The 25,298-nt window shown below is 47.5% G+C and carries 33 protein-coding genes; 17 read left to right on the top strand and 16 right to left on the bottom strand.

From position 1 onward, the window contains the following. Positions 1-204: 204 nt before the first annotated feature. Both NWE96_02130 and NWE96_02125 read right to left on the bottom strand, forming a co-directional pair. Positions 205-627 (bottom strand): hypothetical protein, encoded by a 423-nt coding sequence (locus NWE96_02130; protein MCW3982776.1) that lies wholly within the window; start codon positions 625-627, stop codon positions 205-207. 200 nt (positions 628-827) lie between these two features. Beyond that, complete coding sequence (locus NWE96_02125; protein MCW3982775.1) at positions 828-1,151, bottom strand: hypothetical protein; 324 nt, start codon at positions 1,149-1,151, stop codon at positions 828-830. Between the two features lie 564 nt (positions 1,152-1,715). On the opposite strand from NWE96_02125, the gene NWE96_02120 reads away from it, so the two are divergent. The 10 genes from NWE96_02120 (at position 1,716) to NWE96_02075 (ending at position 8,027) form a co-directional block, all read left to right on the top strand. Continuing rightward, positions 1,716-2,090, top strand: a complete 375-nt coding sequence (locus tag NWE96_02120; protein MCW3982774.1) for a prefoldin subunit beta — start codon at positions 1,716-1,718, stop codon at positions 2,088-2,090. A gap of 18 nt (positions 2,091-2,108) precedes the next feature. Continuing rightward, positions 2,109-2,396, top strand: coding sequence for a DUF3194 domain-containing protein (locus NWE96_02115; GenBank protein MCW3982773.1), 288 nt, complete (start codon positions 2,109-2,111; stop codon positions 2,394-2,396). Then, a complete protein-coding gene (locus tag NWE96_02110) occupies positions 2,393-3,388 on the top strand; it encodes a DHH family phosphoesterase (protein ID MCW3982772.1) in 996 nt (331 codons plus the stop codon). Before NWE96_02115 ends, NWE96_02110 begins: the two co-directional genes overlap by 4 nt. A 158-nt stretch (positions 3,389-3,546) precedes the next feature. Beyond that, positions 3,547-4,398, top strand: coding sequence for an ATP-binding cassette domain-containing protein (locus NWE96_02105; protein MCW3982771.1), 852 nt, complete (start codon positions 3,547-3,549; stop codon positions 4,396-4,398). Continuing rightward, positions 4,395-5,219, top strand: coding sequence for an energy-coupling factor ABC transporter ATP-binding protein (locus NWE96_02100; GenBank protein ID MCW3982770.1), 825 nt, complete (start codon positions 4,395-4,397; stop codon positions 5,217-5,219). Before NWE96_02105 ends, NWE96_02100 begins: the two co-directional genes overlap by 4 nt. Beyond that, positions 5,216-6,007, top strand: coding sequence for an energy-coupling factor transporter transmembrane protein EcfT (locus NWE96_02095; GenBank protein ID MCW3982769.1), 792 nt, complete (start codon positions 5,216-5,218; stop codon positions 6,005-6,007). The genes NWE96_02100 and NWE96_02095 overlap by 4 nt, the downstream gene beginning before the upstream one ends. Before the next feature lie 58 nt (positions 6,008-6,065). Further along, positions 6,066-6,293 (top strand): DUF433 domain-containing protein, encoded by a 228-nt coding sequence (locus NWE96_02090; GenBank protein ID MCW3982768.1) that lies wholly within the window; start codon positions 6,066-6,068, stop codon positions 6,291-6,293. Between the two features lie 13 nt (positions 6,294-6,306). Beyond that, a complete protein-coding gene (locus NWE96_02085; GenBank protein MCW3982767.1) occupies positions 6,307-6,663 on the top strand; it encodes a DUF5615 family PIN-like protein in 357 nt (118 codons plus the stop codon). Between the two features lie 56 nt (positions 6,664-6,719). Continuing rightward, on the top strand, positions 6,720-7,595 hold the full coding sequence (locus tag NWE96_02080; GenBank protein ID MCW3982766.1) for a TIM barrel protein: 876 nt from the start codon (positions 6,720-6,722) through the stop codon (positions 7,593-7,595). Between the two features lie 144 nt (positions 7,596-7,739). Beyond that, positions 7,740-8,027, top strand: coding sequence for a hypothetical protein (locus tag NWE96_02075; protein ID MCW3982765.1), 288 nt, complete (start codon positions 7,740-7,742; stop codon positions 8,025-8,027). Positions 8,028-8,029: 2 nt separating this feature from the next. Here the strand turns inward: NWE96_02075 and NWE96_02070 are convergent, their stop codons facing one another. The 4 genes from NWE96_02070 to NWE96_02055 form a co-directional block, all read right to left on the bottom strand. After that, positions 8,030-9,499 carry a B12-binding domain-containing radical SAM protein gene (locus NWE96_02070; protein ID MCW3982764.1) on the bottom strand — a complete coding sequence of 490 codons (1,470 nt, stop codon included), beginning with the start codon at positions 9,497-9,499 and terminating at the stop codon, positions 8,030-8,032. A gap of 28 nt (positions 9,500-9,527) precedes the next feature. Beyond that, complete coding sequence (locus NWE96_02065; GenBank protein MCW3982763.1) at positions 9,528-10,550, bottom strand: cobalamin biosynthesis protein; 1,023 nt, start codon at positions 10,548-10,550, stop codon at positions 9,528-9,530. A gap of 61 nt (positions 10,551-10,611) precedes the next feature. After that, positions 10,612-11,121 (bottom strand): Lrp/AsnC family transcriptional regulator, encoded by a 510-nt coding sequence (locus NWE96_02060; GenBank protein ID MCW3982762.1) that lies wholly within the window; start codon positions 11,119-11,121, stop codon positions 10,612-10,614. A gap of 3 nt (positions 11,122-11,124) precedes the next feature. Continuing rightward, the gene (locus tag NWE96_02055) at positions 11,125-11,607 is read right to left on the bottom strand and encodes an Lrp/AsnC family transcriptional regulator (GenBank protein ID MCW3982761.1); all 483 of its coding nucleotides are present in this window, start codon (positions 11,605-11,607) and stop codon (positions 11,125-11,127) included. Positions 11,608-12,116: 509 nt separating this feature from the next. Here NWE96_02055 and NWE96_02050 point away from each other — a divergent pair. The 3 genes from NWE96_02050 to NWE96_02040 are packed head-to-tail and all read left to right on the top strand — an operon-like array spanning position 12,117 to position 14,049. After that, positions 12,117-12,485 (top strand): hypothetical protein, encoded by a 369-nt coding sequence (locus tag NWE96_02050; protein MCW3982760.1) that lies wholly within the window; start codon positions 12,117-12,119, stop codon positions 12,483-12,485. A 17-nt stretch (positions 12,486-12,502) separates the two neighbouring features. After that, positions 12,503-12,997, top strand: a complete 495-nt coding sequence (locus NWE96_02045; protein MCW3982759.1) for a GNAT family N-acetyltransferase — start codon at positions 12,503-12,505, stop codon at positions 12,995-12,997. Next, entirely contained in the window at positions 12,994-14,049 is a 1,056-nt protein-coding gene (locus NWE96_02040; GenBank protein ID MCW3982758.1) for an L-threonylcarbamoyladenylate synthase, read from the top strand. Before NWE96_02045 ends, NWE96_02040 begins: the two co-directional genes overlap by 4 nt. 1 nt (position 14,050) lies before the next feature. Here NWE96_02040 and NWE96_02035 read toward each other — a convergent pair whose 3' ends face one another. The 4 genes from NWE96_02035 to NWE96_02020 all read right to left on the bottom strand — a co-directional run bounded on the left by NWE96_02035 (position 14,051) and on the right by NWE96_02020 (position 17,743). Beyond that, positions 14,051-14,950, bottom strand: coding sequence for a glycosidase (locus tag NWE96_02035; protein MCW3982757.1), 900 nt, complete (start codon positions 14,948-14,950; stop codon positions 14,051-14,053). Between the two features lie 16 nt (positions 14,951-14,966). After that, the gene (locus NWE96_02030) at positions 14,967-15,380 is read right to left on the bottom strand and encodes a CBS domain-containing protein (GenBank protein MCW3982756.1); all 414 of its coding nucleotides are present in this window, start codon (positions 15,378-15,380) and stop codon (positions 14,967-14,969) included. A gap of 70 nt (positions 15,381-15,450) precedes the next feature. Further along, positions 15,451-16,428, bottom strand: coding sequence for a hypothetical protein (locus NWE96_02025; GenBank protein ID MCW3982755.1), 978 nt, complete (start codon positions 16,426-16,428; stop codon positions 15,451-15,453). 7 nt (positions 16,429-16,435) lie between these two features. Further along, entirely contained in the window at positions 16,436-17,743 is a 1,308-nt protein-coding gene (locus tag NWE96_02020; GenBank protein ID MCW3982754.1) for a glycosyltransferase family 4 protein, read from the bottom strand. Between the two features lie 82 nt (positions 17,744-17,825). Here NWE96_02020 and NWE96_02015 point away from each other — a divergent pair, with 82 nt between their 5' ends. Then, entirely contained in the window at positions 17,826-18,719 is an 894-nt protein-coding gene (locus tag NWE96_02015) for a glycosidase (GenBank protein MCW3982753.1), read from the top strand. A 157-nt stretch (positions 18,720-18,876) separates the two neighbouring features. Here the strand turns inward: NWE96_02015 and NWE96_02010 are convergent, their stop codons facing one another. Together NWE96_02010 and NWE96_02005 are read right to left on the bottom strand one after the other, a co-directional pair. Next, entirely contained in the window at positions 18,877-19,131 is a 255-nt protein-coding gene (locus NWE96_02010) for a type II toxin-antitoxin system RelE/ParE family toxin (GenBank protein ID MCW3982752.1), read from the bottom strand. After that, positions 19,109-19,318 carry a hypothetical protein gene (locus NWE96_02005; protein ID MCW3982751.1) on the bottom strand — a complete coding sequence of 70 codons (210 nt, stop codon included), beginning with the start codon at positions 19,316-19,318 and terminating at the stop codon, positions 19,109-19,111. Before NWE96_02005 ends, NWE96_02010 begins: the two co-directional genes overlap by 23 nt. A 140-nt stretch (positions 19,319-19,458) precedes the next feature. Here NWE96_02005 and NWE96_02000 point away from each other — a divergent pair, with 140 nt between their 5' ends. From NWE96_02000 to NWE96_01990, 3 genes are all read left to right on the top strand, one after another. Next, entirely contained in the window at positions 19,459-19,584 is a 126-nt protein-coding gene (locus NWE96_02000) for a hypothetical protein (protein ID MCW3982750.1), read from the top strand. A 659-nt stretch (positions 19,585-20,243) separates the two neighbouring features. Next, complete coding sequence (locus NWE96_01995) at positions 20,244-20,573, top strand: four-helix bundle copper-binding protein (protein MCW3982749.1); 330 nt, start codon at positions 20,244-20,246, stop codon at positions 20,571-20,573. A 34-nt stretch (positions 20,574-20,607) separates the two neighbouring features. After that, on the top strand, positions 20,608-21,093 hold the full coding sequence (locus NWE96_01990; protein ID MCW3982748.1) for a hemerythrin domain-containing protein: 486 nt from the start codon (positions 20,608-20,610) through the stop codon (positions 21,091-21,093). Positions 21,094-21,240: 147 nt separating this feature from the next. Here the strand turns inward: NWE96_01990 and infB are convergent, their stop codons facing one another. The 4 genes from infB to NWE96_01970 form a co-directional block, all read right to left on the bottom strand. Continuing rightward, entirely contained in the window at positions 21,241-23,028 is a 1,788-nt protein-coding gene (gene infB / locus NWE96_01985) for a translation initiation factor IF-2 (GenBank protein ID MCW3982747.1), read from the bottom strand. A gap of 126 nt (positions 23,029-23,154) precedes the next feature. Further along, positions 23,155-23,355 (bottom strand): hypothetical protein, encoded by a 201-nt coding sequence (locus NWE96_01980; protein ID MCW3982746.1) that lies wholly within the window; start codon positions 23,353-23,355, stop codon positions 23,155-23,157. A gap of 190 nt (positions 23,356-23,545) precedes the next feature. Then, positions 23,546-24,004, bottom strand: coding sequence for a hypothetical protein (locus NWE96_01975; protein ID MCW3982745.1), 459 nt, complete (start codon positions 24,002-24,004; stop codon positions 23,546-23,548). 241 nt (positions 24,005-24,245) lie between these two features. Continuing rightward, positions 24,246-25,205: an elongation factor Tu gene (locus tag NWE96_01970; protein MCW3982744.1), complete on the bottom strand. Its 960-nt coding sequence runs from the start codon at positions 25,203-25,205 to the stop codon at positions 24,246-24,248. Between the last annotated feature and the right edge of the window lie 93 nt (positions 25,206-25,298).

The raw sequence follows: 25,298 nt of genomic DNA, 5'->3' as shown, positions 1-25,298 counted from the left end.
TGGTTTTGCCATCATGTTTGGTTTCTATTAGTGGTTTTATGTTGAAACCTATGGGGTAGAGGACCGCTAATAATAGCCTTGATTTGTCCAGTTTATTGTGGCTGTTCCGTTGTATTGTAGTTGGTATTTTGTGGTCGCGGGGTCCATTCCATTGAAGGTGGTGGTTGAGAATTCGAAATTCAGTTGGAAAACTTCCGATGGGGGTTAAGGTCCTACTGTGAAGGTTCCGCTGTTCTTTGGGTAAGTTGTTCCATCATATATGTAAACGGTTGTTCTTGGGGCGTATAGTTGCAGGTAGAATTTGGAATAGCTTTCGGTGATACCACGTCCATTGTGATATTCAGCGGTTACTGTTAAGGTGACCTTAGTTTTACCATTGCTTTCTTCTCGGTTGGACTCTGAATAACTGAGCGTTAATCCACTACTGGGAGGGGGCGATGTGGTTGTTGGCGTATTTGTGATTGGGGGTGTTGTAACTGATGGCATGGTGGGATACGGGCTGGTAGTACTCGATGGGCTGCTTGGTGCAAAGACACCGTTGTTCTGGGCTACAATAACAAATGCGGCTATGCTGAAAGCTAGGCTTAGTGTTACCATGGTGTAAAGGATGGTTGTGGAGGGTTTCATTGAAGGATTATAAGACTTGAGCTATATTGTTTACTTTTTGAGTAACCAGCTGCGACTGGATATTTTGCTTTTTGAGGTTTCTGCATTCGGGGTCAGGTGGGGCTCTATAAATAAGGGGGGTAGGTGCTCAGAGCAGCAAAGCCGCGCTATTGTACCTTTAAATAAGGGAGGGGAGGTCAGCGCTGAGACGTCGCGTGGTTTTAGTTCGGGTTTTGAGGTTTCTTTTTCTGAGTTTCTTGTTCTCTTAGCAGTTTCACGATGTAGATGAGGTTGAGGGTTGTTGTGGTGAAGAATAACCAGAAGGGGAAGTCTACGAAGACTGTGGTTGCGCCAGAGGCGATGAATGTACCGTCGATTATGGTACCTGCGTATGTGATTAAGCTGGTTCCGAGAAGGTTCCAGTGGACGTAGAGTAGTTCGTTTGGGTGGCTGTTGAATTGGTTGGCGATTGCGTAGCTTGTCCAGACGAAGAACCCTATCAGAATCGCGTTGGCGACCAGTATGGTCGCGAGTTTTTTTAGCATACAGGCACCGTCAGAGTGTATGATGGGGTGGTTTTTTAGATTTTTCTACAATGCCGCCGAGGTATGCTGGGTTTTTTGGGGAAAATTATATCGTTGATGGACGTTTTGTGTTGATATATGTCGGTTCAGTTGCCTTTTCCGATTATCATTGCTCGTGAAGGGAAGTGGTTTGTTGCTTCTTGCCCCCTTCTCGATATTGCTATACAAGGGAAGACTGAGGGGGAAGTTAAAGCGAATATGGTTGACCTTATCGACGATTACCTCAACGAGACCCAGACACGCTCAAACCTGCGCTTGAGGATTTATTGTCTCTTTCGTTAACAAACATCGCTGTTAAGGGTTCCTAAAGGGGTTCTGAATGCCAAAGCTTCGACCATTGCCTCAGTGAAAAGTAATTGAAATTTTGCGTTCAAATGGCTTTGAAGATGTTCGTTCAAGCAAGCACACGACTTTTAAGAAGACTGTTGATGGGTCTAGTAGAGAAATCGCAGCATTTCAAGCTGCAAAAACGCTGGAAACCCTTAATTAATAGCGGCGTTAATTTCTGGGTGGAAGGAATACACTTTGAGTGATGAATTATCCAAGTTACCGCCTAACGTTCAAGAAAGGCTTCTCCGCCTTCAACAGCTACAGCAAACCCTGCAATCCATCCTTGCACAAAAGCAGCAGGTTGACATGGAGAAAAACGAGGTAGAACAAACCCTCGCTGAACTCGCCAAAACCGCAGACGACGCAGTCATCTACAAAGCCATCGGTTCTCTGCTCGTCAAAGCAGAAAAAGCCAAAGTAACTGAAGACCTCAACGAACGTAAAAGCCTACTGGAAACCCGAAGCACAGTCATCGCACGCCAAGAAGAACGCATAAAAGCCCAAGTTAAAGAAGCACAAACAAAACTGCAAGAAGACCTAAGCCCAGTCTCAGGTCAACCTCTCTCCTAAACGGAGCCGTGATGCTTGATGGGTGAGCTCGGCTTTCCAGAGCTATCCACCGAGCAAATCGAACTTTTATGCCAAACAACCGAAGACGCAGCCCGCAAACACATCCTAAGCAAAGTTCCAAGTAAAGACGTGGAACGCCTCGACATAGCCGTTGAAGTGGAAGGCACAAAACCCGTCAACGTAACCGTCGAAATCAACCTTCTTTTAACCAAGGAAACTAAGGGTTTTGACGTGGAGGTTTTGGTGAAGGAAGCTGTTGAAGCTGCGCATAGGGCGACTGAAAACTTTTTGAGAAAACTAAAATGAGTCTAAAAAAGCTAATCCAGATTCTAAAAGACCAGCAAGCGTCCTTTGTGTTGCTGCTTTGTCATCGCAGTGCAGATGCAGATGCGATTTGTTCCGCTTATGGTTTACAGGGGTTGCTGAAGCGGTTTCTGCCTGATGTGGTGGTTGAGATTGGTTGTCCGCAGGGCATCAACAAGCCGTCTAAGACACTGCTGGAAAACCTGCCCATAACGGTGAATCTTAAACCCAACATTGAATCCGCAGAAGCCATCGTTTTACTTGACATGAATACCATCGAGCAGCTTGACGAAGTCGCCGACGTCATCAGAAAATCTTCTGCCCCAAAAATCATAATCGACCACCACGCTCCAAGCGAAGAGACACTTCAAATCTGCAAGCTCTGCGTAATCGACGATAAAGCTGCTGCAAACTGTGAACTCATCTACCGCCTCTTCGAGGAAGCGGAAGTGGAACCCAACCTCAACGAGGCAACAGCGCTCTTTGTGGGTATAGCTTTTGACACACGCCATTTTGCGTTGGCTAACTCGCCCACGTTTAGCATAATCGCTAACCTTGTAGCTGTAGGCATCGACGCACAAAAAACCTTGGCTCAATATGCCATACCCATCGACCCCTCCGAACGCGTCGCCAAACTCAAAGCCTGCAAAAGAGCAAAAATCGTCAAAGTCCAAGGCTGGATAATCGCCCTCTCCCACGTAAGCGCATTTCAAGCTCCCGCCGCTAAGGCACTGGTCGATTTAGGAGCACACATGTCGGCGGTGGCAGGTAAAAAGAGCGGAAAACTTGAGATATCCCTGCGTAGCGTCCGACAATTTAACGAGGGCGCAGGCATCCACCTTGGAACCGACATCGCCACACCCCTCGGCGAATACTTGCAAGGTGTCGGAGGAGGCCACGCAATGGCGGCAGGTGTCAGCGGCAAAGGCGAAATTCAAGATGCCCTCAAGAAGTGTTTAGCTCTCGTTGAAGAAAAAATAGCTAAACCCACTTAGACGCCGTTTTTTGGTGTTTAAACTTTTAGGGTTTGTTTAAACTGTTTAATGGAAATTCTTAATTAAGCCAAAACTGTTAAGAACAGAAAAAACCAAAGCTGAGTAGCTACGCTTAAATGAGCAAATACTCACGCTTAAGGTAAAGCAGGCACACAACTTTGGCTCTGATTGAAATCAAAAACCTCACCTACACCTATCCAGGCGCATCAAAACCCTCAATTCATGATGTGTCCCTCAAAATCGAGAAAGGTGAGTTCGTTTTGATTACGGGTCCAAGCGGCTGCGGCAAAACCACATTGTGCCGATGCTTTAACGGGTTAGTGCCGCATTTCTACCAGGGCGAAGTCAAAGGCGAAGTAACCGTCGCAGGGATAAACGCGCTTGAACATCACACTTACGAGATGGCTAAGCATGTGGGTTTGGTTTTTCAGAACCCAGAAAACCAGCTTTTCGCGCTTTCAATCGAAAAAGACGTCGCCTTCGGATTAGAAAATTTGGGTACACCAAGAGAGGTGATGCGCCAAAAAGTAGATTGGGCCCTCAACCAAACAGGCATCTACGACATCCGCGAGCGGTCTCCGCATGAAATCAGCGGCGGCCAGCAGCAGCGTGTGGCGATTGCGTCTGTGTTGGCGATGGAGCCCGAAATCATCGTCCTAGATGAACCCACGTCATTTCTGGATCCGCTTAGCGCTGAAAAAATCTTTGAAGTTATCTATCGACTCAACAAAGAACAAGGCATCACCGTTATACTCGTTGAGCACCGACTTGATTTAACTGCCAAATACACCAACCACCTAATCTTAATGGATCAAGGTACCATCCGATGCGAAGGCGACCCCCGAGACATCCTCAACTCAGAAGAAACCCGCCTAATCGGCGTCGGCATCCCAAAAGCCACCCTACTTTACCAAATGCTAAAGAAGGAAGGCTTCAACCTCGGCGACAAAACCCCCCTCTCATCTGAAGAGTTGGCAGACCAAATTTTGGAGGCACTGGGCCAGAAGTGATTGAAGCCGAAAACGTTCACTACAGTTACCCCAGCAAAGTCGAGGCGTTAAAGGGGATTTCGCTTAGCATTAAAGACGGCGAATTCGTTGCCATCATGGGGCAGAACGGCGCAGGCAAATCCACCTTCGTTAAACACTTCAATGGCTTACTCAAACCCTCAGTGGGCACCGTCAAAATCGACGGCGTGGAAACCACAAAATCCAGCGTCGCCGCACTGGCCAGAAACGTTGGGTTCGTTTTTCAAAATCCCGATCACCAACTCTTCAGCGAAACCGTCGAGGAAGAAATTTCGTTTGCTCTCAAAAACTTCGGTTTCGAACAAAAAGTCATCGAAGACCGCGTCACATGGGCACTTAACCTTCTCTCGTTAACGCAGTACCGCAAGACTTCGCCGTTTCTGCTCAGCGGGGGCGAACGTAAGCGGGTGGCGTTGGCTTCGGTTTTGGCATGGGATCCAAACACGCTGATTTTGGATGAACCCACCATCGGACAAGACCACGAACAGAAAGAGAAGCTGCGTCAATTCATCATGCAGCTGCAGACGCAGAAGAAGACCGTGGTGGCGGTTACGCATGATGTGGAGTTTGTGGCTGAATGCAACCCCCGCGTGGTGTTGATGAAAGAGGGCAAAGTGGTCGCGGACGGAGTGGGACGCGAAATCCTCACCGACCCAGCTATGCTTGAGATGTCCTCTATTGTGCTGCCGCAGGTAGCGCAGGTATTCACCAAATTGTCTGCGTTGGGGTTGCCTAAAGACATCATCGACCTCTACGAAGCCAAAGCGTTGCTGCTTAAAACTAAGGAGAGGTTGGCTAGATGAGTGTTTTTGACGGCTTAAAATTCCGCAAAGTCTCCTCACCCATCCACAACCTTGACCCCAGAGTAAAATTCGTCTATGTCATCTGCATCTTTGTTGCCGCCATACTCTTCCGAGACATCCTCCCGATGATTGTGTTGTTTGTGATGCAGTTGCCGTTTGTGTTTCTGGCGCGGGTTCAGCGGCAGTGGCTGCGTTCGCTACGTGGGGCGGCTTTTTTAGCGTCCTTTATCTTCATCATCAACATCGTCACAACCTACTTCACTAAAAGCTACACCTTACCAGTAGCAGACGTGGAAAACGCGTTCGCTATGACCATGCGCTTTGTGGTGCTGGTTGAGTCGTTCTCGGTCTTTTTCCTCACCACTTCACCCGACCACTTAGGCTTAGCACTGGAAACATCCCGTGTCCCATACGAATTCGCTTTCGCCTTCACCACAGCCGTCCGCTTCGTCCCCGTCTTGGCGGAGGAAGCCCAAACCATCATGGACGCCCAAAAAGCCCGCGGTTTAGAACTTGAGAAAGGCGGTTTGATGAAGCGCATACGCAATTACATCCCCATCCTGATTCCGCTTATTGTGAGTGCTATTCGGCGGAGTCTCGAGTTGGCAGAAGCCATGGAGTCCCGTGCGTGGGGTGCATGCAAGAAACGCACTAACCTCTTCGTGTTAAAGCTCCACAGAGGCGACTATGTGTTGATAGCGCTTACCATAATTGTTTTGGTGGGGGCGATTTACACGTATCTTTTCCTCTCTATTCCAACCATCGCCAGCTTAATCGGGGTAGCTTGAAGGAAAAAAAGCAACTGTAATATATTTAGTGCCTAATTGGATTATCAGGTGAGTAAATATGGAAAAGTTCATGGAGAGAATTGCAGTTGACCAAGAGATTCTGGGCGGTAAACCAGTAATCAAAGGGACGCGCATTCCAATTTACCTCATCGTAGAGCTTCTTGGTAATGGCTTATCAGAAAAAGAGGTTCTTGGGCAATATCCGAGCCTAAAAGAAGAAGATATCAAAGCAGCGCTTCTTTATGCCTCTAAATGCCTAGAGAACGAGGTAATTATTACCCTCTAAGAGAGTAGTGACTGTGCCGCGAATACTTGTGGACGAAAATGTTCCCAGAGATGTCCAAGAGTGGCTGGTCAAGAGAGGCTTTGACATAACAAGTGTGACTGAGACGCAACTTAGGGGCGCTAAAGACCAAGCCATAGGTAATTACGCGGCAAAAAATAAACTTGCAGTTCTTACGTTAGACAACCATTTCTCACAAGTCTACCGCTTTTTCAAGGGTAACCAACTTACCGTTATTATCATCAAAGCAAAACCCGCGACTCCCGTCAACATTATACAAACCCTTGATAATGCTCAGAAGCGAATAAATCTAAAAGAAGTAACGGGTAAGCTATTGATAATTTCAAAAAAGAAAGTCAGAGTGATTACCTGAATTTTATAGAAAGCCTTAATGATTGAAGTGCGACCTAACTTGTAAAGGTCTCTTCCATGTCTGAGCATACCCGTTTTGGACCCGCAGGTGTACCACCCATGTTTCGACTCTTAGGTGCCTCTACAGTTGACACGCCGAGGTTGCTGCGGGAAGAGGGTTTGGACGCGTTTGAGTATCAAGGGGTTCGTTGGGGGGAGAAGCCGCAGATAAAACAGCAAGATGCAATTCGACTCGGCGAGGAAGCACGCAAAAACGATGTCCGCCTAAGTATGCATGGCTCATACTACATCAACCTCTCAGGCAAACGGGACGTAGTCGAAGCCAGCAAACGCCGCCTAATCGCCGCCGCAACCGCCGCAGACTGGATGGGCGCATACGTGATGGTTTTCCACACGGGCTTCTACGGCAAATTCGAAAAAGACTACGCCCTTAAAACTTGCATCTCAGCCCTCAAAGAGGTCAGCGCCGAAATGAAAGCGCAGGGTTTGAAGGTGAAGTTGGGGCCTGAGACGATGGGGCGCAAGTTTCAAGTGGGCTCCATAGATGAAATCATAGCCATAAACCAGCAAGTCGAAAACACCCAGCTTGTCGTGGATTGGGGACATCTGCATGCGCTGCATCAAGGATCATTCAAAACCTCAGATGACATGCGCAAAATCGCCATTAAAATCGAAGAGCAACTTGGCACCCAAACGCTGCGAAGTATGCATTGTCACTTCTCAAAAATCGAGTTCACCGCTCAAGGCGAAAAACGGCACCACACCCTCGACGAAGAGGCGTTTGGGCCGGAGTTTCGGTTGTTGGCGGAGGTGATTTTGGATTTTGGGATGCATCCGACGATGATTTGTGAGTCGCCGATTCTGGATGTGGATGCCAGAAAAATGAAGGAGATGCTTCAGGAAGTTCAAGCTGAAAAACAGCAGAAGGCTTAAAAAAATCGTTAAGAGTCCTTCTGGGTTCTAGCTGTCGTTTATGCCGCTTCTTTGCTGCTTTTGAAGGGTGTTCTGGTGGTGGAACGTTTTGTTCTGCAGGGAGAGCTAAAGCCAACCTCAACAAGATAACTTTTTGGTGGTTGGATGAATAAAGGCGTGGTTTGTTTAGTCGTGTTCCTTACGCTCTTATTAGTGGAAGTAGTAGCTGTTGAGGTTGCCAGCGGTGCAGAAGATGCCACTCCAGCACCCACCGAAATTGTTACACCGTCTCCAAATCCACCCGAATCAAACGCAACCGCAACAGCCACCATGCAACCGCCTCAAACAGAACCCCAACCCCAAACATCGCTTGCGATGATAGTGACCGTGGTTAGCGTTATAGCTGTCTACTTAGCGGTGATTGCGGTTTTAGCCACAAGAAAAGGCAAATAAAGCTATTTTTTGAGCAGCATCTTCGCCGTCTTGTACGGGTGCCGCATCACCTTTAACACTTTCTTTCGGGTTACGGTGCGGTTTATGGCGTTAGCTTTCATACACAACTCGCTGATCTCCGCCGCCGTCCACTGAGGCGTCTCCACAAGCGGCTCAGTCGCAGCCAACGCATAATCACAGAACCCCTCCTTGATGTAGCCGCCTGCCTTTGCCTGCTCATAGAACGCTGTACCATACAGCGGCATCGCGATGCTAAAGATGAAACTCTCCGCACCGAGACGTTTGAGCTTGTATGCATAGCGGATGGTTTCTTCTATGTCCGCTTTGGTTTCACCGATTAACCCCAACACAAAGAAGCAGCCGACTTTGATGCCGACCTTCTTGCAAGCCACAACCGCCGCCTCAACTTTTTTGAGGTCAAGGCTCTTCTTGGCGATTTCGGTGACGACCCGCTGCACGCCTGATTCGGGGGCAACTCGGATTTTTTTGCAGCCAGCCCGCTTCATCTTCCGTAGCAACGCCTCATCAAGGGTGTCTGCGCGAACCCCGTTAGGCGTAAACCACTCAAAACGCAAGCCACGTTCAACAATCAAATCGCAAATCTCCTCCATACGCTTGCGGTCCCAAGTCATGTTGTCGTCAGCAAAATCAACCTGTTTGATGCCGTAGGTTTTGATTACGTGTTCCAGTTCGTCTACGACGTTTTTGGCGCTTCGTGGACGCCACTTTTTGCCCCAGACGAGGCTGTGAGTGCAAAACACGCAGTTGAAGGGGCAACCGCGGCTGGTGATGACTATGGTGTTGGGTTTGGTTATTTCGCCACGGAGCGGATTGGCTTTGACGGCTTGGGCGTAGATTTCCATGGGCAGAAGGTGCCGTGCAGGAAGAGGCAACACATCCAAATCCTCGATGAATGCCCGCTTGTTTGTGAGAACTGCTTTGCCTTTTTCTTTAAAACCCAATCCATCGATGCTTCTGAAGTCTTTGTTTTTTTGTTCAAGCGCCTCAACCAACTCGGCAACAGTGATTTCGGGTTCACCGACCACCACAAAATCCACATCCGCGTTCTCTAAGCAGTCTTCGGGTCGAGATGACGGATGCAGCCCAAACAGCACCACCACGATGTCACGGTTGACATTTTTTGCGATGGAAACCACTTCGTAGGCGGTTTTTGACCAGCCTGAAAAAGGAATCTCTACCGCCACCACGTCGGGTTTCCATTCGGTGAGGCGGGCTTCGATGGTTTCTGCGCTTAAGCCAACGCGGTATTTCGATTCGTCCAGTGACAGCAGGTTCTCCCAGCCCTCAGTTGGAGCATCGATAATGCTGACGACGTGTTTGTTTTTTTCCAAAACCGCTGCCACCGTTGCCATGACTATGGGTGGAAAAACGTTGGGTTTCCCCCAAGCTTTAGGTTGAATCCTTGGTGGATTGATGAGGCATACACGCATCGAGGGCACTTCTAGGCACAACTACCCTTTCTTTGATTAATACTTTGACCTAAATCGGCAAAAAGAACAACCGAACCACAACCAACACAGCCACACAGAGCAAACCCCACAAAACAATCGTTACATTCCTAATGCGCAATGCACCCAAGATTTTGTCGCCATTAAGTGGCTCCTGCGCATCCCCCAAAATGTACTGCCCCGGTTTCTCCAACTGAACCCGCAGGGCACCCGCGACGGAGGCCATGGGCCAACCGTGGTTGCGGCTGGGTGTTTTCTTGTGGTCGCGGCGGGCGATTCTCCACGCGTTCTTTGCATCCATCCGCAGTATCGCTGCGGCGACAATCATAAGCAGGGCAGTTAACCGAGTTGGAATAAAATTCACAAAGTTGTCTAGGTTCGCGCTGAACCAACCTGTGTTTATGTGTTCTTTAGTTTTGAAGCCCACCATACCGTCAAGGGTGTTGATTGCGCGGAAAGCTATGGCGCCTGTGACGCCGAAGAGTGCGAAGGACATCATGGGGGAAAGTTTGAAATCGATAAGGTTCTCAGACATGGATTCGATGACTGCACTGGCCATTTGGCTGCTGTTGAGGTTGCGGCTGTCTCTGCGTGAGAAGTGACTGTACTTTTTAGCTTCCGCTGCATCGTCGGCGTTTATGGCTTTGGCGGTGGCTTTTGCCCAATCTGTCTCCAGCTTAATGCAGATGGTCATCTTGAGCAGAATGATGCCGATGAAGGCGTAGAGGAGAATGTTGAGGTAAAAGGGCATGTAAGTGTAGATTGCCCAGAGCACAAGAAAAGTGGGAACAGCGAAAGCTGCGATGGTGGTTAAACCCAGCAGGGCGCCTAGGAATTTTTCGGTTTTGGCGTTGGGGTTTTTGAAGTGGGGCTCGATTTTCTTGATAAAGTTGCCCATAAGCACGGTTGGGTGCAGTTTAAACAGCAAGCGGTCGGGGTAGTTGGGTGAGGGGTCTCCGACGATTAAATCCAAAACGATGGCGAGAGTAAGCATGGCTATGGCGACTAGGATGTTTAGGGCGTTTTGTGTCAGCCATGTGAGGAGGTCAAGCATCGCTTCGATACTTGGGTGCTCAGTTTATATCGCTTACGGTAAGCGACTGCAAAAAAATGTTTTATTCAGAACTGGATGGTTTGGTGGGGCAGGCATTAGCTAGAGCTAAACACTTTGCACTTAAGACCTTGCCAAAGTTTTCACAGATCGGGAAATCGACCTCGCTCATGCAGGTAAATTCAACCCTTTCCACGTTAGGTGCCTTCTTGACTTCTTTGACTAAATTCAGAACACTTTTCATGTCAGTTACTGGTGCAATGTAGAGGACGTCGCAGGGTCCAATCGATTCGATTGCAAACAAGGTGTTTTTGAGGTGTTTTAGGTACTTTATGGTTTGTGTTTTGTCACTGTTTGAAGCAACAGTTATCATGAGGAATGCTTTGCCTTGATAGCCTAATTTTGAGAGGTCAATCGACACGACGGTTTTGGATATGATGCCCTCTTTTTTTAGTTTCTCAAAGCGTCTTCTAACAGTGTAGGGTGTTGTGCCAACTTTGTCTGCGATGTCGACAAATGAGAGTGAAGCGTCTTTGTAGAGTTCAGAAAGTATCAGGTAATCCAGTTTGTCCATGGGTTATTCGTCCTTTAAGGGTGTTAAATCGAGGTCTTCTATGTTTGTGTTAGGTCTTCCAGCCCAAACGTTCACTATGACTTTTCTAACTCCGGGCTGTTTTCTTATTGTTTCCACTTCTTCGTTTAAGGATGCAATTTTTTCTGCACAGACAAAAGCCGTTAAGTCAAATTTGCCTACACTGACAGAGGGCTCCATCAGGTCAGTTTCTTCCCTGAAAAACTTTAGTAAATCATCTATGTTTGCTTCGGGGCCAAGTTCGATTCCTATTGATGCAGCTATTTCTAACCCGAACTTTTCGATTGGCGCAAAAAGTGTGGCGCCTGTTATGACGCCTAATTTTTTGAGGCGTTTGACTCTATTGAGAACGGAGACGGAGGATATGCCGCATTTTTTTGCGAGGTCTTTTAGGCTTGTTCGGGCATCTACGATGAGTAGTTGGAGGATTTTTGCGTCGATTTCGTCTATATCCACTAGTGGTTTCATTGGTCTTGCAAATAATCAATGACAGTTAAATAAAGTTTATTAAAAAAATGCATGAGTGTTACCATAGTTTTTGTGGTTTATCAAAAAATCGAAAACGAAAAGTGGCTAATAAAATTCTTAAGTCGCTTCCAATCAGTTGTTTTATTAAAGTGCTGATTGGGTGTTGGTTTTTAATTTCTTTTAGTTCATGAATTTTTTTTAATGGTTTTAGGAATTCTTAGCCAAAACCAGAAGCAACGACAGCAATACAAGTATTTTTGTTAAAAAATTATTAGGTCAAGATTAATTAAAATAGAAAAACCAGAAGCAACTGCAAAGTATTATAAGTGCAAATCACTAAGTATGTATGTGAGGGCTGGGCTTTGGCGCTGAAAATAGCTATGGGATCTTCAGTTTTTCCTTTCTCCGGAAAAATCCAAAGCCCAGTCCAATCTCCTACATAGGAGAATGCTGATTGTAAAGTCTTTTTAAGGGCGAACGCCGCAATAAACCTGCGAGAGGGAGCAACATTGGAACGCGCCAACGTCATAAAAGAAGAAATACAGCAGCAAGACACACGCTTTTTGGCAGTCTACGTTGAAGCAAAAAACAGCATCATGATTATGCTAAGCGAGAAAGAGGATAAACTCGGCACCATGGCTATCGCGGTACCTAAACCCCGCGACTTAGTCGGCTCCGTCACTTCACAGGTTCTAGTCGGAGATAAACACATAATCTCTGCACGAATGTTCGCTGAGTACGTGGCTGCAAAGAAAGGCAAAATCGCCATGGTATCTGTCTATTTGGAACGCGTCAACGAGGTTCAGGCGCAGGAGTTCTTTATGCACCTCATCGAAAAGGTTCTCAAAACAGACAACAGAGAACCCACTGCAATCTAACCATGCCTGTGAAATAGATGATCCGTAAGCTGTCCAGCACAGATTTTCAAACCCTCTACACCATCATAAACGACGCCTCAGTCGCCTACAAAGGCAAAATCCCCTCGGACTGCTACAAAGAACCCTACATGCCAAAAGAAGAACTCCGAGCGGAAATTGAGTCAGGTGTCCAATTCTACGGTATCACACAAAACGGCGAGTTAGCTGCAGTTATGGGGATTCAACCAGTCGGCGACGTGACCTTGATTAGGCATGCCTACACTTTAACCCGTTTTCAGCGGAAAGGTTTAGGGGAAAAACTACTCAACTATCTGCTTAGCTTGGCCCAAACGGAACGGGTTTTGGTGGGCACTTGGGAAGCTGCGACTTGGGCGATTGGGTTCTATCAAAAACACGGTTTTGTGTTGCTCTCAAGGGAAGAAACAAATAAGCTTCTTCACAAATACTGGAACATACCCGAGAGGCAAGTTGAAACCTCAGTTGTCTTGGAGCAGAAAAGGCGCCGCCAATGAAAACCCAAATCATAAAGGTTGATTCAGAAAACCCCGACGTAGCGAAAATCCAGTCCGCAGCTGACATCCTGCGAAACGGCGGGTTGGTGGCGTTCCCCACAGAAACCGTGTATGGACTCGGCGCAGATGCCCTTAACGCTGAGGCAGTTTTGCGGCTTTTCAAAGCAAAAAAACGCCCCCTAGATAACCCCGCTATCGTACACATAGCAGACATTACCGAGGTTTATCCGCTTGTGGCAGAGGTGCCGAAAAAGGCTGAGTTGTTGATGGAGCAGTTTTGGCCTGGTCCACTTACGTTACTGTTTAAACGGTCGGAGAGGGTGCCGAGTGTTTCGGTTGCGGGTTTAGACACTATCGCCATCCGCATGCCCAAACATAAAGTCGCTCTCGCTCTAATTAAGCAGAGTCAGCGACCTATTGCGGCGCCAAGCGCCAACCTCGCAGGCAAACCCAGCCCAACCACCGCCCAACACGTCTACGAAGACCTAAACGGACGCATAGACGCCATAATAGACGGCGGAGCCACCAACATCGGTGTAGAATCCACAGTGGTTGATTTGAGTCGTGACCCTCCGACGCTACTGCGTCCCGGCGGAACCCCCTTTGAAGCCCTCAAAAAAGTTCTGAGCGATTTGCGGCTGCATCCCTTTGTGGTGGCTGAGCAGGAATTGCCGCCTGAAAAAGCAAGGTCGCCTGGTATGCGGCATAAGCATTATGCACCTAAAGCCGCTGTGGTGCTGGTAGAGGGCGATATCGAGGCGGTTTCTGCTAAAATCGTGGAGTTAACCCAAACCTACCGTGCAGAGGGGAAAAAGGTGGCGGTGTTGGCGACTGATGAAACTCAAACCAGATACCAAGCCGCAGTTGTAAAATCACTTGGGAGCAGATTTAACTTGGCAGTGGTAGCGCAGAACCTGTTTGGCTTGTTGCGAGCGGTTGACGCTGAAGGGGTGAATGTTGTGTTGGCTGAGGGTGTGCCCTCGGAGGGGTTGGGTTTAGCTGTGATGAATCGGCTGCGCAAAGCTTCAGGTTACCACATAATTAAAGCCTAATTTATTTGTGTACTAAGGCGAGGAGTTCGTTGAAGTTTATGGATGCAACGCATAGCACGCTGTCTGCACCGCCATAATAAAGGAAAAAGCGGTCGCCTATAACCACGTTACCGCAGCTGAAAACCACGTTAGGCACCTTGCCGAAGCGCTCATAATCAGCAACAGGAACCAAAATCGGAGTCTTCGAACGGTACAGCACCCTCTCGGGATGCTCCAAGTCAAGCAAAGCCAACCCCAACGAATACATCTTCTCCACACTCACCCCATGATAAACAACCAGCCAGCCCTCACTGGTTTTTATCGGGGTACCTGCAACGCCGATTTTCCAGTTATCCCAACCCACAACCCTTGGTTTCATCACACACATAACATCGCACCATTTCTCTAAATCCTCCGAGTAAGCAACGCAAAGGTCAGGTTCAATGCGGTGAAACATAACATAGCGGCCGCCTATTTTCTCGGGAAAAACCACAGCGTTTTTGTTTCGTATACCCGAAAACGGAAGTCTGCGGGTTCCCCAGTTCCAGCGTTTCTGGATAAAATCTTCCACGGAGATGTCTGTTAGGGCCACTTGATAGGATTGGAGGTGTTTGAACTCGCAGAGGGCAGTGTAGGTCATGACTAACTTTTTATCTATCAAGGAGAGTCTTGGGTCTTCCACGCCGTCTTTTTCACTTTCAAAGGCTGGCTCAAAAACGGGTTGCGGCAACCGTTCATCAATGGTGAAGCCGTCTTTAGAATTCGCGTAGCCAAGCCGTGAAATGCCGTCGTTGCCTATTGCTCTGTAGAGGAGGTGCACTTTGCCCTCGAGGTAGACGGCGGCTGCGTTGAAGACCTCTCTTGACTCCCAAGCATGCGCCTCTATGGGTTTAAGTATGGGGTTACCTGCAAAACGTTCCATAGCCAAAGCTCACCCCTCAAGTGGCGCTCGGTATCGGCGTCTTGATACCCATAATTTCATCGAAGAAGGCTCTAAGCGAGAACAAACCGACAAGTTTGCCTGTTTGGTCTGTGACTGGAAGGTGGCGTATGTCGTGGGAGAGCATGAGGCGTTTGGCTTCGTCGAAGGAGGCTTCAAAGGAGATGGTTACGACGTGGCGGCTCATGATTTTGCTTATCGGCTCGTTTGTGGGGTACTTGGCGGCTATTACGCGTATGGCGTCGCGTTCTGTAAAGATGCCTTTGCAGCGTTCTTCCTCGTCGATAACTATTATGGAGCCCACATGCATATCGTTTAGCAACTGCACTGCGTCCTGAATTAGCATATCTTCTTTTGCGGTAACAACCCTCTTACACATGATGTCTTTGATTTTAAGCATGGGTTCACACATTCAATCACCCAAAAAACAGAATACTATCCACTAAACCAAGGTAGTTCCATGCTTAAATCCTCTTCTGACACTAAAATCCCCTGCGCACTCCCTCAAGCCTAAGCCGAGCCAACAGATACGAGATTGAAGATTCGCCTCCTTGATTTGTGTTAACGGAATCTGCGCTTAAACCGTCGTAGCATCCACCAGTTTCGGGATTGTACATCATGATGTTGCGGCTGTTTCTACCTAAAAACCACCCGAAAACCACGTTTGCAACATCGAGGTAGCGTTCGTTTTTGGTTGCCAAATAGCCGTCTACGGCTGCCTCAACCATCGCCGCTGCTTCCAGTGGCTGCTGATCATAGAAGGGTCGACTTCCGCCACGCTTGAACCAGCCATCGTTACCAATGGGAACAAACACGCCGTCCACCAGTTGGGTTTCAAGCAGAAAAGTCATCGCCTCCTCAGCTACATTAAGAAACACGGGTTTCTTTACCATAAGATACGCCAAAAAGAGCGCCTCAACCAAGCGGGCGTTATCATAAGTCAAGTGGGGTTCAAACCAGCGCCATTCACCTTTGTTTTCGTCACGGAAATGCTGCACTAAAGTGTCGCCGAGTTTTTCGGCGTGCGCTGCGCTGTCGCCGTTGGGGACGGCTTGGCGGTATTGGTAGAGTCCAGCTATGGCGGCGGAGTAGAACCGGAGCGAAGTAGATTTCCAAACCCAAGGTAAACCGCGGTCAAAAATGTCTTTGGCAACCAACCGCATATCCCGAGGTAAAGCAGAATTCAAAGCACAACCACAAGCCCAGAGGGCCCGACCTGCAGAATCCTCCGAGCCATCTACATCTAGGTACGTGCGTTCATAGCTGAGGTAATTGTGGAAGTTGCCATCAGGTTTCTGCATGTGGTTAAGAAACGCCAGATAGATGCTTGCTAAACGCTCCACAGCTGGGTCGCGTTTTAGACGGTGGTACCTCACTACAGCGATTAATGCTCGGGCGTTGTCGTCGGTTGTGTAGCCTTCCCCGCGTTTAGGTATACATAATTTTGCGTGCTGGAACACGCCTGTGTCATCTGTAAACGCTTTGAGGTAATCGATTTTTAATGGGGGAAGCCGTATGGCACTTCGCCTCCGAATGCATGGTTAATTCGTCGAATAACTCGAGGTATTTTTGGGCGACATGGGACCAAGTGAATTTGCGGCTGTAATGGTACGCTTTTTTCTCAAGTGAGCGACGAAGAATAGGGTTCTCAATGACGGTAGTAACCTGTTCAGCGATGGATTCCGAGTCGTTAAACCTGCAGAAGAGCCCGCGACCTTCACCGAGGGCTTCTTTAGCGTGCAGGTAAGGAGTGGAAACAACTGCTTTTCCCGCCGCCAAAGCATAAGATAAGGTGCCGCTGCTGACCTGATTTGGCGACAGATATGGTGTTATGTACACGTCTGTAGCTTGCAAGTAAGTGTAGAGTTCAGTTTTAGAGAGAAAACGGTTTAGGAACCGCACATGGTTTCTTAATCCGAGGTTTTTTGCTTTCCTCAGCAGCGAGTTGCGGTATTGTTCGCCTTCCACTTTTTTCACTTGAGGATGCGTGACACCTAGTACATAGTAGACGAGACGGGGTTCCTTCTTTACTATTTTGGGGAGGGCCTCGATGACGTGTTCGATGCCTTTGCCCCTGCCCAGCAACCCAAACGTCGACAGGACGACTTTGTTTTTCAGCCCCAGTTTTGGTTTGACTTTGCTGCTGGCTACCAATGGCAGGTCTGGGCAACCGTGAGGAATAAGCTTCACCTTATTTGAGGGAACTCCATAGCTGCAGAGCAGCCCCCGCGTGGTTTCGTTGAGAACCACAATCGCCGTGCTCTTCGCAACCACATCGTGGAAGACTTCTTTGGCTTTGTTCTCAAAATTAGGCAAAACTGTGTGAAGTGTCGTGGCAACAGGCCGCTTTATGCGGTCAAGAAAGTTGCAGATGTATTCGCCTGATTCGCCGCCGAAAATACCGAATTCATGCTGAATGTTCACCACGTTAACAGAAGAGTTGTTGAGGAAATTCGCCATTAATACGTAGTCTTCGGCGAAGTCGCGGCCGATTTTATCCTCAAACCCCCCGAAAGTCGGTTTAGACAGCCGTCGGCCATCGATGGAGATGACTTTTTGGTTTCTTAATTTGCCCAGTTGCCCCACTGAGTTAACTAGATCCGCTGTGAAGGTGGCTATGCCGCATTTTCGAGGTGGAAATGTGCTGACGTAAGCAACTTCTTTAACGCCAGTCAACGTAGGAGTGCCTAGAATATAGTTTGCCAACAACAAATCACGCCATACCATAAAGATTTGGCTGTCTTTAAGCCGATGTGATTGTGCTTTGACAGTCACACAGGCGTTTTTGACCATACTTTGGGATGAAGTTTATATTTTACCCTGCTAGAGGACTGCTTCAGGAAGGGAGAGGGGATTAATGAAACGATTTGTACATAACCCCATATTAAAACCAGTAAAGACCAACTCTTGGGAAAACAGGTCTGTGTTCAACGCAGCAGCCATCTACAGCGACGGCTTAGTCCATATCGTCTACCGCGCACAGGGCACAGACATGGTTTCAAGACTGGGCTTAGCAACATCCAACGACGGTTTCACCATAAAAGAACGTTTTGACACACCAATCTTCACGCCAGTCAACCACGCGGAACGCGACGGCTGCGAAGATCCACGCTTAACGGTGATGGGCGACCAATGCATCATGGCATACACTGCCTATCGAAACCATGATTTTCCAGTGATATTCCAAATCTCACTAACCCAAATTAACCTCGCAGACTTCGTGAAACGCAACTGGAACTGGAAAGAACGCACCCTGCCGTTTCCAGGCGTCCGCAACAAAGACGCAGTTATTCTGCCCGGAAAAGTTGACGGCAAATACGTCATGTTCCACCGCATCGAACCCAGTATCTGCGTTTCCTACTCCGAGGACCTCAAACGGTGGCACGACTTCAAATCAATCATGGAACCCCGCGACAAGATGTGGGACAGCGTTAAAATCGGCGCGGCAGGCACACCCATCGAACTCAACGAAGGTTACCTGTTCATCTATCATGGTGTAGATGAAAAGAAGCACTACTCGCTTGGCGCTGCTTTGCTGGATAAGAGTAACCCTGAAAAAGTGCTGTACCGCTCAGAGAAACCCATACTGACACCCTGCGAAGACTACGAATGCGTCGGCGACGTACCCAACGTGGTTTTCAGCTGCGGAAACGTACAGTTAGATGACCAAGTCATCGTCTACTACGGCGGCGCAGACACCGTGCTCTGTGGCGCAAGCTACGAACTAAACGAATTACTCCCCAAAAAATAGAGCCCAAGCAATACCTTGCCTGTCCGCTGAACCTGTCTGGATATGTTTGCAATTTACCAGAGGGTTAGGCGGATCTCTGTAGAGTGACCTTTACCTCTTTTTCTATATATAAGGGAGGGGCGGTAGCGGCAAATCAGAAGCGTGGTTTTCAAAGTGGTTAGTGGTAGATGTTTTTTCGGTGTCCGACGTAGAGTAGGTGGATTTCCGTTTTTTTGGTTGTATAGAGAATTCGGTATGTGCCTATTCTTAGCGAGTAGATGCCTTTCCAGTCGCCTCGCAGCGGTTTGCCAATGAATGGGTCGGTTTTTAGCGCCAGGGCATGTGTTAGAATCTGGATTTGGGTGTTTTTGTCAAGTTTTTTGAGTCCCCTTGAAAAGGTTGGAGCGACTCTAAGTTGGTACCTCTTTTTCAAGGCCAAGCTCTCTTATGAGTTCTTCTATGGGTCGCGATTTTCCGTCTTCGACTTCTTGGAGGGCTTTTTTTAGTTCTTTGGCGGTGGTTTTGTCTTGGCTGACTTCAATGGTTTCTAGGAGTGCTTTCATGAGGGTTGCGGCGCGGGTGAGAAGTTCTTTTTCTTCAGCAGTCAAAATTGTAGTCATAATGCGAGGTTCACCTTTGCTTTGTATATGGGTTTAGTGGTATCTTAACTTTTGCCCTGCGGGAATTGCTTTGGTTGTTGATGGTTTGTGAAAACAAAAACACTCACAGCAAAGCGCCACACGGATAATCAGTTTTTCCTATGTATTCTTGTAGAGAAAAACTCCGCTGCCACATCCAAACAGAATCCCACACACAAGCCGAACCCAAAAAGCAACCGCAACCAAACGCCTTCTTGTGGCATCCAAAAACCGCCACAATCACATAAAGAGAGGAAGGCTATTCTGTCTTAAATAAGGAGAGGGGGTCAGCTGAGAGCAGCAAACATGGCTGTTCCATGCCAACCGCGCCCACCAACCTGAACTGCTTGCGAAAAACCAACCAGTTTGCTGTCGCCCTCATAGCCAAAGAAAAAGCAGACACCTAAAAACAAGTTGCTGATTGTTGATGTACTTAGGCTTTTTCTGCAACTACAACTAAAAAGAAAAAACAGTGAACCAACCAAAGAAACAAAGACAAATCTTTATCTTTTGCTTTGATGTAGGCGCAGATTGGCAGTCACATATTTTTAAATCAAACCCGAACAGACATATTCATGTAACCTATCACAAAGTCACAGCTATACCCAAACGACGCAAAAATCGATGTTTGCTTTGTTCTTTGGTGGCGGATTGATAGGGAGGTGAAGGTTTGTCCAAATCATACAGTTATGAACCCCACGAAAAAACCACCTCAAGCTCAAATTATCTTGGAGAAGCCTCTGCCAGAGACATGCGCCCCATACATGAAGACGAAGAAAACCCAGAAAACGAAGCACAAACCATAGAAGACGCCGAAGAAGGCTGGCAACAGAAAAACCCGTCCCCTGTGGCTGGACGAATTGTTGGATCAATGGAGGAATTAGAGCAAATCCAAAGCTCAGAATTGATGACTATCCAAGAGGTCCAACAATGCATCAAAGACTCACTGGACTGCTACCAAACCTGCACCAACACCACAATCCACTGCCTAAACCTCAGAGGAAAACACGCCGAACCCGACCACATCAACCTTCTCATAGACTGCGCAAAAATCTGCAACCTCAACGCCGACTTCATGCTACGCAACTCCACCTATCACCCTCAAACATGTGGTATATGCGCGGACATCTGCGACGAATGCGCCGACGACTGCGACAGATTTGAGGAGGACTTCATGAAAGAATGCGCGAGTGTGTGCAGGCGTTGCGCTGAATCTTGTAGGGAAATGGCGAGGTAACAGTATCTTTTTTTGGGGGATGGGAGGTGATTGTATGGAAAGTCCAGTTTTACAGGATGAACTCAGACGGGAACAAGAAAAAATAAGAGACAACGCAACCATCTACGACATACTGAAGCTAGAGCATAAAGATGTAAAGAAACTGTTTAAACAAATCGTCGATGAGGAACGCTATCAAGACAAAATCTACAATCAGATTAGGACAGCTTTGCAGATACACATGGCGGGCGAAGAAAAACTTCTCTATCCACGGTTAGAAAACAACGCGGAAACAAGGCTGCTGACGCTTGAATCATACGAGGAACATGAAGTTAGCAAAAAAGTGATGAACGACATAGACGACACAGAAGACACCGAAGCTAAACTAGCCAAAGTTAAGGTTCTAAGCGAAACAATAGACATGCACGTTGAGGAAGAAGAGAAAGAACTTTTCAAGAAGGCTAAAAGAGTCCTCTCAGAAGAAGATGAACAGGAAATAGCTAGACAGTTCATGAACGAGAAAACGGAGAGGTTGCCATAATTGTCTCTTTTACAAACGCAAAATCTTGTTCTTTAAATAAGGGAGGGGAGGTCAGCTTTGAGACGTCGCGTGACTCCATCAGGTGCGGATACGGAAACGTATGCGCCCCAAAATGAGAAAAAACAAAAAAACTTAGCAGACCCAACGCTACATGACGCCTGCCCAGAAGGGGATTTTTTTACGCATCATATTTATGTATTCTTTAAGTACATCTTGCTCCTCAGCAGTTAAATCATCCAGATGCGCCGTAAGCAGTTTTTTAGCGTCGTCCTCAGGCACTTTCACAAACAAAACATCCCTCTCGAAGATGTGACGCCCCGCGATGGGTTTATCCATCGAAATCGCCACCTCTGCACCTGCTTTTGCTTCGCCTATTGCTTTGCCTTTGTCCTGAATCTGCTGGATTTCACCTAAATCAGAACCGTCCTCTTTTCTGATAAGCGAAACTTTAGGTTTAATTCTGCCTCCTTGAATTTCCACCCCCACAACCAACGGCTTCGCGCGACGGAAAATACAGTTAGGTAAAACCATAACTTTACCCGGTTTAACCAGCGCCTCAAACTCTTCTGCGCTCTTTGCTTCCTTTTTAGCCTTAACCCATTCAAGATAGCCGTCGATAAGGTTGTAAATAATTGGGTCGCGGAAAATTTTAACGCCATTAGCCTCCGCTTCAGCTTCCGCGTCGGGCAACGTTTTGACGCCGAACGCCAAAATCGCGCCTACCAGCGGTTCACGTTGCTTCACCACTGAAGCTTCGATTACGTCGCGTTTACTAATGTCGCCGATGTCTGCACTTCGAACCTGCACGTTGTTGGCTTTGAGGATTTCAGCCATCGCCTCCAAAGAGCCAAGAGTGTCAGCCTTAACAATTACGCCGTCGATTTCTTTGGTGATGCGGATTCTGCCTACTTCCTCAGTGATCATTTCACAATACTTCGAGGCTTCCTCGCCTGCAGGCACAGCAAGTAGTGGTGCACCAGCCAACGCGCACTCCAAACCTGGCGCAACAATCTTCACACCTGCACTAGCATAAACACAATCTACGCTGCTGAATTTGTCACGTGGGTCACGCATTTCATCAAGCGGTTTAGGCACCAAAATTGTCCTAACCCGCGCAGAAATCGGGCCATCTTTCCCACCGACCACAACTAAATCATCCTTATGCAACGTACCATCATAAATGATGGTGTTAAGCGTCATACCTAACCCTGGTTCCTCTTTGACCTCCAAAATGGAGCCTTTCGCGGGACCATCAGCCGTTTGCAGACGCTTCTTTAGAAACTGCTGCGTTAAACCAACCAAAACCATAACCAACTCAGCGAGACCTTCACCAGTTTTCGCGCTAGTCGGCACCAAAGCAACGTTTTGAGTGAAGTCGCGGATGTGGTCAAAGCGGTCAGTTTTGAATCCGAGACGGCTGAAGTCACCCATAACTTGGTAGAGACGATTGTTGAGTTCCTCTTGAACGTAACTCGATTGCGAAGCGTTAGATTTCATAAAAGGCGTGTTCTGCTGAGGTTTCCAGCCAGGTATACGGTCAATTTTGTTAACCGCCACAATGAACGGGGTTTTTCGGGCTTTGAGAATTTCGATACACTCAAAAGTCTGCGCCTCAAACCCACGCAACGCATCCACAACAAGTATAGCAATGTCGGCAACGCTTCCGCCCCTGCGCCGCAAGTTAGTGAAAGCTTCATGTCCAGGCGTATCCACGATGAGTAAACCTGGAATTTCTATACCAGTTTTGAAGCTGCCCATGTAGGGTCCAATTAGCTGTTTTAGGGTTTCGACAGGGAAAAAGCTGGCACCTATATGTTGGGTCATGCCGCCTGCTTCACGGACCTGCACGTTAGTCTTGCGTAACTCGTCAAGCAGTGAGGTTTTTCCTGAGTCTACGTGTCCGAGAACACAAACTATGGGTTGGCGTATGGGCATCTTCGTTTTTCTCCTATAGTAAGGGTTGATTGTATCAGTTTTTGTTAATAAATTCGCTCATTTAATTTTGTGTTTTGGGTAACTAATCTACCTTTGCATGCATTGGAAAGAAGAGAATAAGACGGGTTATTGTGGCGGTTTTACCAAGAGCAAAAACAGGCCAACGATGACCAAGACTATGCTTATGACGCCGAAGAACAAGCCGAATCCGCCTAATTCGGCTGTGGTCGCGGTGAAGTAGAGCAAGACTGCTCCGATTACGATGAGAAGTAAACCGATTAGCCTCTCAAATAAGGATACCCAGAATGTGTCGCCTTCATCACTCATAGCTCATGTTTCCCCTGTATGCCTGTTTTGTTAGTGTTTCTCTGATATAAACCAGAAGGCTTATTTTAAATTATTCCATAAATCAATGAACTGCGCCACTCCGAAAGTTACCTTTTACAATTTCCTGATTAGAAGTTACGGATGACGCAAAAAAGGCCTATTCTAAATTAAAGCATACAACACACAAGGACTATTTTGATACCGAAAAAACCGCAGCGGTCGGTTGCAAAGGGCTTTTTGTAGTTTGGATGCGTTTCCAGTACCACAAAAGAGCAGCCACAACCGCGATTCGGATGTAAATTGAGAGTGCCATCATCCAAGAATAAACGGGGATCTCGGTGAAGCCCAAATTCAAGCTGAACAATTTTTCACCCTGCGGAATTAGCCATAGACTGTAGTACCTGTTTATGTCATAAGATACGCCGAAGATGTATTTGGTTAAACCATAAAAAACGTCGTTCATAAGCGACGCGAACAAACCTAACCCAACTGTGAGGCCCCAGTTTTTTAGGTTAAACATAGAGAACCCAACAAAAGGTAAGAAATACATCAAAACCAGCCATACATGATAGCCGTAAGTAAACCCTGAAGACGCCACATCGATGTAGTTTATGAAGACTAAGCCATAAATCGCGGCGAAGGCAACCAAGCATACAAGTTTGCCATCAACACCCAGAGATACACCTAACTTTACGCGTATAGAGGTGTCTAGGGCTTGTAAGCGAGAGTTGTCTTTAGTCTTCAGAGGTGTTTCCCGAAAGCCGCTTGAAGGCTGATCAGTAATAAACGTTGTTTACATGGGCTCAGAAATTCGGGACAATATCACAAATATGAATTCCCCAAGTATAATCGGTACGAAGTGCGCTCGGATGGGAACATACAAGTTACGGCTATGTTAAGTCGAGTGTTCCCGCCACCCGCAGTTTAGCGCCCTCCAAGTACATCAAAACGGCCTTATCACCAGGACGATAAACCAACGGTTTATCCAAAGCTAAGGTAAGGTTCGGTTTTCTAAAGTCTCCTCCCTCAGTTGCAGCTTCGATTTTAGCCGTGACGAACTGAGCCCAGTGACCAACATGCATAACCATACCTGCCTTGATGGGTGTTTGCCAGTACTTGACAAGAGAAGCAGTGGTTTCAAGTTTATTCGATGTTTTGATTGCGGGATCGTTCGTTAAAACGACGCCTCGATCCAAATCTTCAACTTCCACGTTCTTAAGTGCGAAGCCAACGCGGTCGCCTAAAGAGGCAGTTTCAAATTCGTCGTCATGCTTCTGGATGGAGCGAACTTCGGCAACCTTAGAGCTAGGCAAAGCTTTCAGTTTTGCATGCTTCACGACAGTTCCATACACTACTATACCTAAAACGACAACACCGACACCTTTCACGTTGAAGGCGTGATCAACTGGCACTGCTCCAACCGCTTGCCCCTCGACGGGTTTTACTTGAGCGGCTTCCGCGAGAAGTTTCTCACGTAACACGTTAGTGTCATCCGTCAAGAATTCGAAACCTTCGATACTTGTGCCTTTTATGAGTGGCTCAATTTTTTCTTTAGGAATATAATTGCGAAGCACAAAGTACCCCGTTTTTATGCCTGCACACTGAAGCATAACCAGCTGTTCGCCAAATGTGGCGTTTAATTCGTCGACAACCACTATGGCTTTGGTAGCTAAAGCGCAAGTGTAGAATAAGGGCGCTAAACGTTCAGGGTAACGTGTAGGCTCGATTAAAGTGACAGTTGCTTCGCCTTTTTTGACGTCGTAGAGCGTTATGTCTGTGGATGTTCCTTTTTTACCGATTCCCCCACTGTAACCCACTGGTCCAAGAACGGCGACTGTAATGTTTCCCATGAAACTACACCTATAGTTACCCGCATTGAGAGCCAACCATAAAGATAAGCGTTATGAATAGTCTTTTACTGAGCTATGACTAAACTGCACCCG

It is taken from the genome of Candidatus Bathyarchaeota archaeon (genome assembly GCA_026014685.1).
In the GTDB taxonomy this organism is placed as follows: domain Archaea; phylum Thermoproteota; class Bathyarchaeia; order Bathyarchaeales; family Bathycorpusculaceae; genus Bathycorpusculum.
The sequence above is the reverse complement of the archived record's forward strand: the minus strand, read 5'-3'. Positions and strand labels throughout refer to the sequence as shown.